Here is a 14,182-nt window from a genome sequence, read left to right on the forward strand (position 1 = left end):
TCTCCGGCCGATCGCATGTCCCGCACCATCTGCAGCGCCGAAACCGCCCGCTCTTCAAGGGCCGCATCGCAATGCGCACAGCCATCGCCAGCCCGTCGAGCTACGCCTGCCCACCCACCAAGCCCATCGGTGCGATCACAACGGACCAAGCCGAACCGTCAAATCCCCATAGCCTCAAAACCGAGATCTCCACCCCGCGGGTTCCTTCCCTGGAGGCTTCCGAACGCCGGCCTCGAGCCACGCCATCTCAGTAGACGGCCGGCATCCGAAACCCATCACAATTCCGGCCGTTCAGGTACCACCAGTCCAATTTCGAAAGCTGCCATTCGTTCAGCTGCGGGGTGCCTCCCGCTTGCCGACATAGTGCGTCGGAGGTCGCGGTCTAGGCCGTCGGGGCGGATGCGTCGACCCAGAGGTGCCAGAGCGCAATTGAACCCGGATCGTTCGCGGGCGGAGCCATATGCGTATAGAGAAAGGAGCGGCCGTGCCTGGACCGAGCGGCATCGCAGCCACCAGTAGAAAGAACGATCGGCGCATCCTGGACCGCATAGTTCGTCGCTTGAGCAGTTTGCGCAAGATAGGGTTCAAGACGGCTCGCGATCGTGGTGCCGTCGCGGACATAGGCGATCATGAAAGCCTCGCGGCCGCCCCAGCCATATTCCCCGTCAAGGAAGCGTCTGAGGCCTTGGCTGCAATAGAGATTCTCGCCTTTCGTGGCGTCGATGATCTTGGCCTCGGCGATCAGCGGGAATCGAAGCGCACGCGCCGAAAGAAGGATGGAAAGGTCAGGGCGCTTTTCCAGATGCACGCCATTGAAACTCAAGCTCTCCTTGCCGCGCACGACGGCAGCGACGAGCTGGCGCCAGACCTGGTCCTCCTCGATCATCCGGTTGAGCCGTGCCTCGAGCAGCGCAGTAACCTCTGCTTCGCCCCCGGTCGCCACTATCGTGGGACTGGTTGCGCGGATGTCCTCGAATGCCTGAGCCACGCCATCCGCTATGATGTGCAGATAGATATCGTCGATCGCCGCCAAGGGTAGGTCGAGACCACGGGTCAATTCCGCGATCTGGTCCGGGCGAGGCAATGGCTCCGGGAAACTCATCCGCGGTTGCGCCCCTTCAGGAAATCGAGCCGGGACCAGATGATGTGCTGGGCCAGCAGGTGCGCCTGGGTTTTGCTCCAGTAACGGCTCTGGGCCAGGCGGCCGATGAGGAGCGCGCCGCTGTCATCCTCGATGATCATCTCAGTTGCCGCGGTGGCATCGGCAATGGCAAGGAGCGCCTCCCAATCCTGTTCGATGCGATTGTCGGGCGTACCGGCTCCCACCTGGAGCAGAAGACCTATCCACGGTGAGGTCGGACGGCTTGCGACTATGCGCACGGTGAGCGGCATGTTGAAGCGCTTCGCCCAAGGCGCAAGTTCGTCCTGGAGGAGCGAACAGAAATTCTCGGTGACCTTCGCTTGTGGCGGGGCCTGGGCTGCGATTTTGGTGTCGGCGAACGGCAGGTTGTAGGTGAGCGTATCCGAAATTATCTGCAGGTCGCCCGGACCCAGGCCGTATAAGTCTGCGATCCAGCGATCGACATCGTGCCAGGACGTGTTGGAAAGCTGGAGCCCATCGAAGAGCTGGAGGATTTCATCCCAGCGGTCGCGAGGCAGCTTGCGAAAGTCGGGCAGAGGAATGCGGTCGAGCGCGGCTTTCTCGATGACCTCCCGTTCAAATCCGAACTCGCCGCTGGTAATAAGTGCGAGCCACAGTGCGAACTTGCTGCCGAAAAAGAGGGTGAGGTAGCGCACCAGAACGTCGGCATGCGCGAACCCGTTCGGGCAGTATCCGTAGAAGCTCTCATTATAGACGACGGGCTGGGCAGCAACGCCGACGCGAATCCGGCCACGGTCTGCAGGCGGCGATTTGTGGACAATTGCGACTGGTGCATCGAAGAGGCGGGCATCACGTAGGCGATGAACGCGCTCGTACTGGAATTTTTGAAGATTTTGGGTATCGACCACAGCTTCGTTCAAAGACTCGACGGTAACATCGGGCAGTCCACGTAGATGCCGGGCGTCCTTACCGGGTTGTCCATCACCGTGCTTTCTGGTGCTGCTGCTCGCCCGGAGTTGCTGATAACCCTGCCCTGAGCCAACCATGCGACCGCGATCTGATACGCCGATCGCGTCCCGCCAGAACGTTTCCAAAGTGGGGAAGCCCTTCGCTCTAATGCGCTCGATCAGGCCAAGGTCGGCTTTCGTTCCACGGAACAGGATTTTGAGGATGTCGGGCGTCTCAACCATCTGCTGCGTCCCGATGATCTCGGCCGTATGTGCATCGATGCGCATGGTGCCCGAGGCATTCAGCGCTGTTTCCAGCCGCGGGCTGATCAACCGGAAACCCGCGCCCGTTTCGGGTACGCGGTTGGTTGCGATCAGGAGACAGAAGGGCGCTGCGATTTCCGGCCAAACCTTGGTCTGGCGCAACTCGACTCCGTTGATCACCGAGGTCACGTCGAGCGCTTGGAAGAGCATTCGGCGCGCGTCAACCATGCCGTCGCCCTGCTGGAAGAGCAGACGAGCATGCAGAGCGAACGCAATCTGGCCGCCGGGCTTGGCCCATTCCATCGCCCGCCAGACGAACGGGAGATCGAGTCCCTCGTTCGGCAGCGGGGGCGCGATCTTGGCACTGGACCGTTCGCTGGCGATGCGTGCGACGGTGGACAGGACCAAGGACCAGTCCGCGAGCTTGGTCCCCGTCGACCAGGGCGGGTTGCCGACAACCATGTCGTAGCGGCTCCGATGTTCCTCGCCGACCAAGGGTCCGAGGCTGCCAAGTGCCGAACCGCGCTCACCGTTCTCCGGGCCGACACGGTGTAGCACCTTGCCGCGAAGATCGTCGAAGCGGAGCTTGTCTACTGGTTGGGGCTGCGGATCGAGTTCTATAGAGATCAGATAGAGCGCCAGCGCCGCGAAGCGGAGCGCCTCCTCATTCACGTCGAAGCCAGTGATCTGATCGTAGAGGATCTCGCGCAGGCGCTGCGTATCCGGCCGCTTGCCGTCGGCTCGCCAGCGGGCGGCGACCAGTTCGCGAAATGCAGTGAGGAGGAAGATGCCGGCACCGGCCGCGGGATCGAGGATGCGCGCTGCGGCGCTGGCGCTATCGCGTTCTAAAGCGCGAAACGATGCGCGCACGAGCAGATCGGCAATCGGCCGGGGAGTATAGAACCCGCCTTCCTGCCTCTGCTTCGCCGGCGCATGACTACGCAGATAAAGCTCGTAGGCTTGGCTCAGCACGCCGACGGGTATGTGGGCGAAATCGAGCCGATCCCAGCGCTCGGCCCACCCGAGGAAGAGCTGGCCGCCCTCCGCGCGCATCATAATGTTGCCGAGTACGTGATAGGCGTCCGGCGGAAGGTCATCGAAGATGTCGTCAGTCAGGGGCAGCAGATCGCCGTTGAAGGTGTCATCGAGCCAAGCGCACGTCGCGCGCGCATTGTCAGGATTATCGAATAGAGCGGCGGCAGCCTCAGGGGCTGCCAGATTGGACGGCAGGAGGTCGCGATCGCCCAAGAAACGGGCGAAGAGCGCGCGGCCCACGAGCGAGATCGCATCGCCATGATCGAGCTTTAGACCGATCAAGCGATCGATGGCGTCGGTCAGGAGATTGAGAACCACGTTGGAGATCCAGCCCTGTCGCGTGCGCGCGGCGCGCGGACGACGGTTGGCCAGATGCGGGAACAGGTCTTTGATCGTCTCGCTCGATCCGTCGATGGCGACGCGCGCCTGCGCGGGCGTCTTGCGGTCGAGCGCAATGGTGTAGACGTCCAGGCGGCCAGGAGCAACGATCCCGAGATACGGCGCATCCCCGCGCATCGCCAACAGGCGCCGGAGCCGGTGGATTGGTGCATTCCCGTCGATCTGATCGGCGTCGACCAGGAACACGAGCGGCGCGTCCTGCCATTCATAGACGGCGCCGACGACTCCCAGGATCGAGCCGCTGTCGCGTCGCGCGTTGGTCAGCGTGGCATAGGGCAGCAGTTCGGGTCCATCTGCGTCGAGCGTATGCAGCGCCTGCCGATCAGCGCCGAAGGGTTCGAGTCGCGCCTGCCAATCAGTCACGAGCGTGTTCCCTCCGCCCGCTCACGACTGCAAATCCAGGCTGGCCTGCCGGTCGCCGCCGAAATGGCCGCGACGGGTCGCGCCGCGCGGCTTCTTGGTCGGTGCGACCTTAGCAATTGCGTTTCGATAGTCGAGCCCGCGGTCCGCCATTTCAGCCACTAGCACGGCGACGAGCGCGATGTGCTGCGGCAGTTCGCCCCGGCCGGCATAGTTGGTCACCGAATTGGGGTTCATACCAATCAACTCGGCAAAACTGCGCACACTGAGTCCAGCACGCTCAAGCTCGGCGAGGAATTCAGCGTAAGGCACCGCACCGTTTCTTCCTAACACAGTGTTTGATGTGTTATAACACACAAAACGATGTGAGCAACAAAACATGCATAATCTCCCGGCACGCGCCCCCAAGCGAGGTAGAGTAGAATGGAAGTGGCGGTTGGCCGGGTGTCCGCTTTTTCCGATCAAGATCCGAAGCCGGCCGGCAGCTAACGGCCCGGCACTAGAATGGCCGCAAGCGGCGACGCGTGGTGGAAAGCGGAAGTGCCGCTTTAGTCAAAACTGCCCCGAAAGCATCAAGGATTGGTTCGGCGGGCGAAATGTTAATATGTGATTTGCCAAGGGTCGCTCTCGGAAGATCTTTCCTCGCCGATCCAATGGAAGCTGTTGGCAGTGATCTCAGTGAAACGCCATCGAGTTTTCAGGCCATGAGAGTCATCGCCGATCTGGACATCGGCCCGCCCGATCTGGCGCGAGTAATCCTGGCTGAGCGGGTCAGCCCAGATGATGTGCCAACCACCGATCCCAGGATCGAAGATGCGAAAAGTCGTGCCATAGTGGACGGCGCGGGCCGCTTGGGCCTGATCCAGATATCCTGAATCGCGCGACCTTCGAGCACCCAGCCGAAATCGATTTCTCCAGTCGATTTCTGGATTGTGCCGTCGTCGAGATGATGGACGGTGTCCATTTCCCAGCTTCCGATTAGCCACCCATATAGGTCCATGTCTTTAGCCCGGTCGGCTGGCGGAGCTTCGGATCCGAGAGCAGCGAGAAACGGACATATCGTCATAGTCAAAAGGCCTTTCATTCTTCGGCAGCCGTGGGAAGGGAATAGCACAGTCTTCCTGACAGCCGCCCGTCAGGAGACGCTCGGTCTTCCTCGCCGTCAGGCCGGGTTCAAGAAATCTCGCCCGGCATGATCGTTGTGCCGATCTTCGAGCCGCGACATGGTGCGGCACTGTTCGATCGGAACAAACGTCCGGTATGAGGTCGGGCAGTGGAAAGTCCGCATTCTGATAAATTTGACTTCAGACCACGCCGTCATTCCGTGTGAGAGCTGCAGCGAAAAAGCTTATGAGCCTGCACATACACGGGCTCGGGAAATGGGAGCGGCGGCTCGCACTGCTCACATCAACAGACGCTCCCGAGAGTGGGTAGCGTTCCGCTTCAAGGAGCCGGACCACGCCGAAGCGATAGCGCGGGAGTTTGGTGGCGAAACCTGTGACGTCCGTGAGCGCGGTAAGGCTGAGATAGGTGGAGAAAAGATCACGCGCTTACGGCTAATTTTTCCTAATTCGAAAAATTAGCTACTAACACTGCAAATTAGAAAAAGTAAGATATCTTCCGGGCATCGAAACCGCCTGGAGGGAAGTACATGACATCCGAGAGCTACGTTGAGTTTGCAGGCCTCACCGCTGATGCCGTGAGACTGATTGAGGGGCTTCGGAAGAGCCCCGACGATACCAAGTCACAGATACTGGTGCGGGCGCTTACCCCCCTTCAGAAGCAGACAGCAAAGCCCGCTGCTCCCGCAGCTAAATTCATCGACTACAAGGAAGGGATCCACCTGCCGGTGGGCGAAAAGCTGTATTTGTTCCTGTCTCGCCCCGCGAAGTATGCCGGTAAGCCCGACGGGGAAGCCGTAATCCGTGAGGACGGCTTCTATATGGACGGCAAGCGGATCGAGCCGTCACACGGTCGGCCGTTCCAGCCCGCCATGGAAATTGTGCAGACCAAAAAGAAGCACTTCAGCAAGACGAACGGGGGAACGGTGTCGCTGAGCGCCATCCGGAAGTGGCATGTGTTCCGTGATGGAAAGTTCGTGATGCTCGATGAGCTGAAAAACCCCGAGCTGAAGCGCACCCGTGGCAAGAAGCTAAACTCCCTCACTCTGGAAGAGCTGGGGCTATAGGTGCGAATGACGGCATAGGTCAGTTCACGCCGAGGCACGAATGATGTGAAGGTCCGCTTAAGAAAATCCCAGCCTCGAAGCTATTTTGTCCGGCTCCGGCCCCCAAACTGGAACACTTATTTCGCAGCTGCACGTGCCGCGCGCTTCAGCGTCGCCTTCGTCTTCGATGTGCACGCCCTCGGAGCGCAGCGCTGGCTACCTCCACAGATATATCGAGTCCTAATCGAGCGAGGACTGCGGTGTGATGCGGTCGATGAAGTACGTATAGCCGGCATCTAGCCGGATACCGTTGGCCTTGCTCGTCTCGTACTTGACCTTGTCGAAGTGAATCGTCTCGCCGCCTAGCTCGATGCTGACGAAGTAGTCTCCGTGCTGACTGTGGGTAGGCTCGAAGCAGAATGCCCGCTCCGGCAGCTGGACGCTCCCGTCTGGCAGACGTTCGCCCATACCTGAAAACCGAGAGAAAGGCTTCGGATTTTCCCTGTACCGCTCGTGCTCCGAATAGAACTGGATGGAGAAGGAGACCCGCCCGCCGTCGGAAAGACTGTAGACCTTGTGGAGGATTCGGTAGGCGGAATTTCCGCCGCCGCTGCCTCGACGGTCGGGCACGACGGTGAAACCCATGCGCTTCCAGAAGGGCTCCGCGGTCCATGGCGCGATCTCGATTTCGAGGACCGAGCGCCCTTCGTTATGGGCGACGTCGACCATGAAGTCCGCCAGGAGGCGCCCGTAGCCTTCCCTCCGGAGGTCGGGCCTGATCTCCAAGATGTCCGTACCGTCGAGGAACCCGACGGCCTGACCGTCCACCATGAGGATATCGACACGGGCGTTGCCCTCGCTCCAAGTCCGCTTGACCGAGTCCCAATTGCAGCGGAAGCCGCGGGGCGGCTCGTCACCGACGTATCCTCCGGCTTCCCAAGCCTCGATAGCAGTCTTGTAGATAGATTCCTCTACGTCGAGCCACGCCTCGACCTCAGCCATCTTCGCTTCAGTCGCGGGCACGATTTCATATGCCATTGGGACCCCTGTAGCATCCTGTTCGTTTCGTGAGATGTTGATCCCACCTATGCCGTGTCTCTAGCACCTTGGCTTGAATCCGTATCCGATGCGCCTTCGCACCGATAGCTTCCCGAACGAGCATCCGCTTTCGGATATTTGCTGAGAAGCGGATCGACGGCTTCCGGCCAACCACTACCATCAACCAGGCGTCGTCTCATTCGTTTCCGTGTCGGCCAATGGTGGCCGAAGGAGAAGTACAATGGAATTGTCACAATATGATCCTGCCGCGCGGGCGCGGAGAGCTTGGAATGCTGGTAAGAATGTGGGGGCTAAGCGTGCTCTGAAGCCTCGACAGATCTGGGAGGTACGATTTTTCCTGGATCGGAAAGGCCGCTTACGGGATCGAGCATTGTTCGATCTTGCGGTCGATAGCAAGCTTCGCGGGTGCGACCTCGTTGCAGCATCAACGTCGAAGGCGTCTGGCGGTCGGCGCCTGTCCGTGGCAGGCTCGGCCTGCCGATCGAACGCCAGAGTTTTCGGGCGGGCCAGAGTCTTTGGGACTATGAGAGAGACGTTTTCCAGCTGGGCTGCATCACGACACGGCTCCCTAGGGCGGCACTTTAACGCACTCGTTGTAACGCTCAGGCTGGTGTGTCACCGGTGAATGCCGGGTTGGAGAAATCCGCTGAGACCGGCTCGGTTCCCAGAGTCTGATTTCGGTGGACGACATCAGCGAAACTGCCGGTGCGTTCGATTTCGCCCACGCCGTACTCTGTAAAGCAGTTGACGCCGTAGACAAACGACGCAAGGAGCGGGTTGGTTAGGGCCTGGGAGAACGCGTCGGAAGCGACCATGCGCTGAAGCAGTGGTGGCAACACTTGATTGGCACTCCGCGCCTCTGCGAGAAGGCCAACAGGCAATTCCACACGCTCGACTCCCCGGATGCCGTTCAGATCAGGATAGAGCCTCTCAAGCGCCTGGGTGAGCGCGGAGTTACCGCCGGTAAGCTCGGCTATGCTTTTATATGAGGGCAGTTGCCACCGACGCCGGTAGGCATTGAATCCGGCAAGGCGAAACTGGCGAGCGAAGGCAATGGATCGCAATTCGGGATGCTTAAGAAAGCTGGGGGTGTTGCTCAGGACGAGCCTCCCGGCCTTCTGAGTTGAGGCTGCGTGTATCACCGCCTCGGCGCCGTGCTGTTCGAGAAGCTCGTTGTTAAAGCGGAACTCCTGGTCCTTCAGCTCACGACCGCCGAGATGAAATACGTCGGGCACCATCGCATGCCAGCGGTACAGCAGATTAAATTCGAGGGTTATTCTGTTTGTCCGGTACCAACGGCACCTGTCGGCAAACCCTTGTTCAAGCTTCAGCTTAAAGGGCGAGCCAGCGAGATGGTTTATATAATCCTCGATTATGATCTTCAGGAGAAGCACCACGTTGATATTGCGGGCAGTTTGGAACAGCCAGTCGTCGCCGTCAGATGCCGCCGCGCGCTCCGGATACTCGCTGCCTAGTTCACGTGCCAAGCGGTTGTGCTCCCGCAGGAAGACCGTGTTAATGGCTGAATACATTATCGTGGAATTGGCCCGCTCGAGTCCAGCAGCGTAGTGCCAGACCCAACGTTCGTCGGTTTGCGTCCATTCGCCAATTTTCTCCAACAGCGCGCGCAGATCGCGCGCCATGCCGTGCGGAGGGTCCTTCTCGTCGAAACTCGTGGCCATTATGGGGTCGAACGCAATCCGCGCGAACTCAGGTTTGACTTCCAGCTTTTCAGGATCGACCAAAAATGGTGGGTAAACGGGTGAAAGCTTTTCCCATGGCAGCCTCTTACCCTCTCGAGACTTGAGAAGCCCGCCCGTTCCCTCGCGCAGCATGCGCGTTGACTCCTCGCCAAGTCCGTAAATCTGACACAGGTCGATTTCGTGGTTGGATGTGTTTTTGCGTGCATCCTCCGGATTGGTTCGCAAAAAACTGTCCGTAAACCACTGAGCGAAGAAGCAGAACAACGCAGTGGTCTTACCGCTCGGCTTGAAATCAGATCCGCGGAGGAACAAGGCGACTACCTCATCCACCGGAGGAAGAGCCGCGACCTCTCCTTCGGTGATGGGGGGTAAATGCCTGCCGGTGAACGCCCGGTCTATAAGGCCAGGCCACGATGTAAACGTGCCGCGTGTCGAGCTGCCGTCCTCCACGCGGGCGACCGGCCCAGAGTCGGGTGTCCAAAGGGAGAACGGCAGCGGCCTAGGCGGCGGGGCGGATGTGACGCCGTTGATGACCAATCGGTTGACCAAGCGCTGCAAGGGTCGAATCCGTTCAATGGTACGCGCAACAATCGGCCAACGATCGACAAAAGAAACGAGATGATCCGTGATCCACCCAGTCCAATTGGACTTAGGTTCTGGCGGGACACGCCGGTCCAATGGATCGGGAGGGCGGCCCCAGCGCATCTGGCCATAAAACGGAACAAAAAGCGCCGCGTAGGCGACGTGAGGGAGGACATGATGATACCAGATGTCCTGTAGGAAAAAGATGAAGACAATGCCGACCGAGAAATCAAAAAAACAGAACATCCAGAAGCCGATGCGCCGGCGTTGGTACATAAGCCAGATCGAGACAACCCCGCCGAAGAAGATTAACCCCAACAGCGTCCTGTAGGGGTTATCCTCGAACAACAGGAAATCCGTTATTCCGCGATAGAACATGATGATGCCAATCAACAGGCAGACCACGTTAAATAGCCGCGCTTCGCCTTCCGGGCTCAGCGAAAGTGACATGACCGACTCTCCCCGCATCTAGAGGCTTTTCAGGTAGGCGAGCAGCGCCGCCTTGTCCTCTTTCGACAACGCTGTCCCGTAAAGGTGGCCTTGGTTGCCGTTGCCCGTCTTGGCGCTGTCGAACAGAAAACCCTCCGTGCATGCGTAACCTACGCGCTCGACGTCAAAAGTTGCGCAGCCGCGGTAGAAGGTTCCCGGTCGGTCAGCTGGGGGGTCGAGGAGGGACGCCAGGTCAGGAACCGACCCGTTATGAAGATACGGTGCCCGTGCCCAAATCCCGTCCAGCGGCATATTCGCATACCCATGGCTCGAGCGGTAATGCTTGAACTGCCACGTGTAGCCCTTGCCCACCTGGCTAAACCGACGCACCATCTCATCATCGAAAAGCGCGGCTCGCTCCGGATCGGTACCGATGAGGTCCAAGTCGGTGACCTGACCTGTGCGACCTATACCCGGGTCATGGCAGATTTCACATTTCTCACGAGTGTAAACTTTCCGGCCTGACGTCACTAGACCAGGATCGAGCGTTCCCGGAAAGCGGGGCGGCTGCAGCTCAACTAGCCAGTCTGAGATTTCTCCGATCTTGCGTCGATCAAGCAGCCAGTCGGTGGCACCCCCGGCGAGAGCCGCCGAATAGTTGCGCTCGCTCAAGGAATTGTTGTTCCCGTCCCAATGAAACCAGCCATTGAGCCGGGCACGCTGGTTCCATACGGATGGAAAGTCCACGGTGCCGACCTTGGTATCGGTTTCCGGATGCATTCCCCACCGTTCACGCCAGGTATTGCCTGCATCGGTGCGGCCGGGCCCGTGAGGCGCCTTCACGTCCATCCACGCGAAGCTTCTGGCCAACATGTGTGCCTGCTTTTTGAGCTCTGGCATTACAAACCACTTCAATGCCTGGCGGTTGATCCACCCCAGGGGCCTGCCGTTGGAAGCCGCGCTCTCAATCACGGCGTCAGCCGTTAAGCCGGGATCCTCGCTCACCATAAGAATAAATTTGAGATAAGCTTGAAGATCCAGCTGAGCTGCCGGGGCTCCCAAAATAACCTCCGGTTTCCCAGCAACTTCGATTTGTGCGGTATGGCAGGTGGCACAATTGAAACCGACACGGTTCACTGCCGTGCGGCGCACGCTGAGGCCAATTGGCAAATCCCGGCCGGGCTCGAAAATGAAACCAAAATCGTGCCAACCGCCGGGTATTTTGTCTCTGAAGATCGTTGGGAGCTCTTGCCAAATTTCATAAGGGAAGCCGTTGGTCTCCGCTCCTATGGAGCCGTATTTGAAATCGGCGACCGCATCATGAAAATAGGTCGGCGGAAACGGCTTAATTATCAGCCTCTTACCTTCGAGCCAAAGACAAACAGCAAGCAAAACCAGTGTGATCGCAAGTCCGATCGTTCCCAACCGGCCACGCAGCAAAGGAGATGTGATCATTCAAACCACCCCGTCACCAAGAGCAAGCTGTCACGCCAGTCAAAACTCCTGCAATAGCTCAACGTCTTCTGCAGCCAAGGCGTCGTTATCCAGTTGTACTCGACGATAAATATCAGCGCGATCAGACAGGCGATGAAGGCCAGCCTTGATGGCCCCATGGGCCTTCTCGGCAAGGCGCTTTTCATGGCGTGTCACCCGCGGAACCTGGACCTTTGCGATAAGCCGGCAGGTCTTCGGTGCTCTCGACGGGCTGGACCCCGCAGCGCAAATGCCGGGCACGCGCCATTTCGCGATAGATTGGCTTTCGCGCTCGGTTGATGAAACCGATCGGCTCATGGGCTGGCAGGCAATGCCAAGGCGAGAATTGGAGGTTTTCGGCTACTGGCGCGTTCGGGTGTACCTCCTGCTGCACGAGAATCAGGCTGGCTAGCTTTATCCTCTCAGCGCCAGCTTTGGACCAGCTTTGCGTCGGGTCCTCGATAGGGTGGCGCGTGTCATCCCCGTGTAGATCGATACAGAAATCGAACGTCACAGCCCGGCTTTTCAGGGTTCGCGCGAGTGCTCGCGACAAGCCGTCCGGCCCGAATTGATCAGAGGCATCGGACACATCTTGCGACAGTGCGACATACGTTACCGCCCTTGCACCGAAGCTAAACGGCACGGTGCTGAAATAATTGGCTTCGAGCGGCGACAGCGGCCGTTTTGCAATGAAGCGGGCGATGCGGATGAGAAGACATGGGCGCAGGAGCAACAACAATCCGGCCCACAGCCGTGATACCCCCTTTCCCATGGTCGCACGGCTGACCAGTGCGTACTCAAAAGGATCACCGGTGAAAAAGGTCTCCGAATCTACAAGAACGAAGTCCTGCGCGGTCTCATGCTCGAGCCCTTCCAACAGCTTAGGCCCCAGAACGCCCAGGACCTTGATCGCCATACCGTGAGCATCGGCTTTGCGATCGTCCTGCTGGCGACCATTCGAAAACCGGACCAAGGCCCGGTAGGTACAGGCTTCATGAAAAATCCCTACACGAAGCTCTGGCGGGATAGACGGGAGGACTTGGAACAGGGCTTCCGCGCACCCATGGTGCTTTGGATGTTGCCCACGGGAAACTGGGCCAGAACCTTTAGGTATAGAGGAAAGATTAAGCTGCAGAAGCTCGCCGATCTGCAGATCAGATGGCGGCAACGGCTGCTTGCTCGAAGGCCACCTCCCTTGCAAAGAGCTTTTCATCCCCCCGCCATCCATCCTCCAAATGGCCTAATCGTTAGAGAACAAACATCTGTGCCGGGCGAATCCCGATCACAAATGTTTGTACCTCTCTGAAAAGTTTGAAAGCGGCCCCGGCCTTCCGACTTCAGTAATTATTTTGAGTTCACCGTAAAGTCTGTGCGAACGCAGTTACCCAAGCTTTTCACCCACTCATCACACATCCAAACAGTAACGGAAGGCGAAAAACTTGCAAGCGCCAACTCCATTTCTGTTTTGGAGATCACACAGTTTTCTTCCGTGCAGTCGGTCAGGATCAAACCTGGGGATCTCGCGGCGGCATCCGGAGCCAATCGTCGGAATTCGGCTACCTGTCGCAGTGCTCGCTGGAGGCCGCGTTCCCAGAGGTAAACCGGCTCGATGGCGATCACATGTGTGCCCGTTATACAGTCTATCGGTTCAGAATCCATGCGGATGCCGCGAAGCATTCCCGCGCAAAACCTGTTGCGCGGCGCGACCCTGTTGTCTTCGGCCCCGTCGAGTTCAAGGATTGATGTGGCGATGTCGCTCGTAGTGACGGCACCGGATGAGTGGTCCGTCTGCAGAATACCCGACTTATCCAGGTGGAGGGTCAAGAGCTTGCTGCCGTACTTGTCGGAAAATCGGAATTCGCACGTGCCGAGCGTGGCAGTGGAGCCGTAACCGTCTTCCGCCAAGCCGGATTCCTTTAAGACCACATTGACAAAAACCGGGCCGGTTGTCGGAACCTCGACGTCCTCAAGCAAACGCTTTTGCGAGTTGATATCGATCAGCTGGTATCTTGATGTGAAGGCACGCTGATTGTCGTCGGGCACGGAGCACATGAACTCCGGCATGACCGATGCTGTGGAGGCCCCGTCGTTCACAAACGCAGCTCTCAAGAAGGATATATTTATGTCGATCTTGTCTTTTTGGGCCGAGACAGGGGTATCGTCCTGCCCGAGGCTTATGGCATCCGGGCGAAGGGCTTCAAACCTAAGGTTCGCTCCATCCCGGCCGAGGAGTGACAAGATGTTCTCGCGCGCCGGTGCATACAAGGCAGCAATTGCGGCAATCGCGGCCGCGGGAAAGCCGATCCAGTCCTTGACGAATTTGGCCACGCTGACCGTCCGGTCCCACTTTTTCTGGCGCGATGGCTTTTCCTTGATTTCCGACCTGCACACAGGGCAGACCACAGCGAGGCGCGGGATCGGAAGACGGCATTTGGGGCATTCTTTCTTTGTGGAGTCCGCCTGTATGCTCACTTTGCTCCCCCTATAGCCCACAAGGCCTCGACGATATGAAACGTCGGAGCGAATAGAATAACAGCATGCGCGGGAGAAGAACGCACGTTCGGCTGTCCCTGCCTGTACCGGCGGAGTATAAGCCGCCTCGAACTCAGGCGTAATGTCCGCTTCTGCTGACTCACGACCGGAAGCAGCCATTCCGCACCCG

11 protein-coding genes are annotated in these 14,182 nt (G+C 58.9%); 2 read left to right on the forward strand and 9 right to left on the reverse strand.

From position 1 onward, the window contains the following. Window positions 1-382: 382 nt before the first annotated feature. From X738_RS65685 to X738_RS65695, 3 genes are read right to left on the reverse strand one after another with little or no spacing between them, the layout of a single operon-like run. The gene (locus X738_RS65685) at window positions 383-1,102 is read right to left on the reverse strand and encodes a hypothetical protein (protein WP_023800882.1); all 720 of its coding nucleotides are present in this window, start codon (window positions 1,100-1,102) and stop codon (window positions 383-385) included. Next, on the reverse strand, window positions 1,099-4,110 hold the full coding sequence (locus X738_RS65690; RefSeq protein ID WP_023800883.1) for an HsdM family class I SAM-dependent methyltransferase: 3,012 nt from the start codon (window positions 4,108-4,110) through the stop codon (window positions 1,099-1,101). Before X738_RS65690 ends, X738_RS65685 begins: the two co-directional genes overlap by 4 nt. Window positions 4,111-4,131: 21 nt before the next feature. Then, window positions 4,132-4,371, reverse strand: a complete 240-nt coding sequence (locus X738_RS65695; protein WP_245277733.1) for an XRE family transcriptional regulator — start codon at window positions 4,369-4,371, stop codon at window positions 4,132-4,134. 389 nt (window positions 4,372-4,760) lie between these two features. On the opposite strand from X738_RS65695, the gene X738_RS84945 reads away from it, so the two are divergent. Both X738_RS84945 and X738_RS65705 read left to right on the forward strand, forming a co-directional pair. Further along, on the forward strand, window positions 4,761-4,982 hold the full coding sequence (locus X738_RS84945) for a hypothetical protein (RefSeq protein WP_023800885.1): 222 nt from the start codon (window positions 4,761-4,763) through the stop codon (window positions 4,980-4,982). Between the two features lie 776 nt (window positions 4,983-5,758). Beyond that, window positions 5,759-6,295, forward strand: coding sequence for a hypothetical protein (locus X738_RS65705; RefSeq protein WP_023800886.1), 537 nt, complete (start codon window positions 5,759-5,761; stop codon window positions 6,293-6,295). Window positions 6,296-6,514: 219 nt separating this feature from the next. Here X738_RS65705 and X738_RS65710 read toward each other — a convergent pair whose 3' ends face one another. The 6 genes from X738_RS65710 to X738_RS65730 form a co-directional block, all read right to left on the reverse strand. Continuing rightward, window positions 6,515-7,312 (reverse strand): GNAT family N-acetyltransferase, encoded by a 798-nt coding sequence (locus tag X738_RS65710; RefSeq protein WP_023800887.1) that lies wholly within the window; start codon window positions 7,310-7,312, stop codon window positions 6,515-6,517. Window positions 7,313-7,935: 623 nt separating this feature from the next. Beyond that, entirely contained in the window at window positions 7,936-10,068 is a 2,133-nt protein-coding gene (locus tag X738_RS0142400) for a peroxidase family protein (RefSeq protein ID WP_198032850.1), read from the reverse strand. An 18-nt stretch (window positions 10,069-10,086) separates the two neighbouring features. Continuing rightward, the gene (locus X738_RS88440) at window positions 10,087-11,502 is read right to left on the reverse strand and encodes a hypothetical protein (protein WP_023800889.1); all 1,416 of its coding nucleotides are present in this window, start codon (window positions 11,500-11,502) and stop codon (window positions 10,087-10,089) included. Beyond that, a complete protein-coding gene (locus X738_RS65720; protein WP_031255585.1) occupies window positions 11,499-11,687 on the reverse strand; it encodes a hypothetical protein in 189 nt (62 codons plus the stop codon). The genes X738_RS88440 and X738_RS65720 overlap by 4 nt, the downstream gene beginning before the upstream one ends. After that, window positions 11,684-12,733 carry a hypothetical protein gene (locus tag X738_RS65725; protein ID WP_156942622.1) on the reverse strand — a complete coding sequence of 350 codons (1,050 nt, stop codon included), beginning with the start codon at window positions 12,731-12,733 and terminating at the stop codon, window positions 11,684-11,686. The genes X738_RS65720 and X738_RS65725 overlap by 4 nt, the downstream gene beginning before the upstream one ends. 131 nt (window positions 12,734-12,864) lie before the next feature. Further along, a complete protein-coding gene (locus tag X738_RS65730) occupies window positions 12,865-13,848 on the reverse strand; it encodes a hypothetical protein (protein ID WP_156942623.1) in 984 nt (327 codons plus the stop codon). Window positions 13,849-14,182: the final 334 nt, after the last annotated feature.

The organism is Mesorhizobium sp. L48C026A00 (assembly GCF_000502375.1).
GTDB lineage: Bacteria > Pseudomonadota > Alphaproteobacteria > Rhizobiales > Rhizobiaceae > Mesorhizobium > Mesorhizobium muleiense.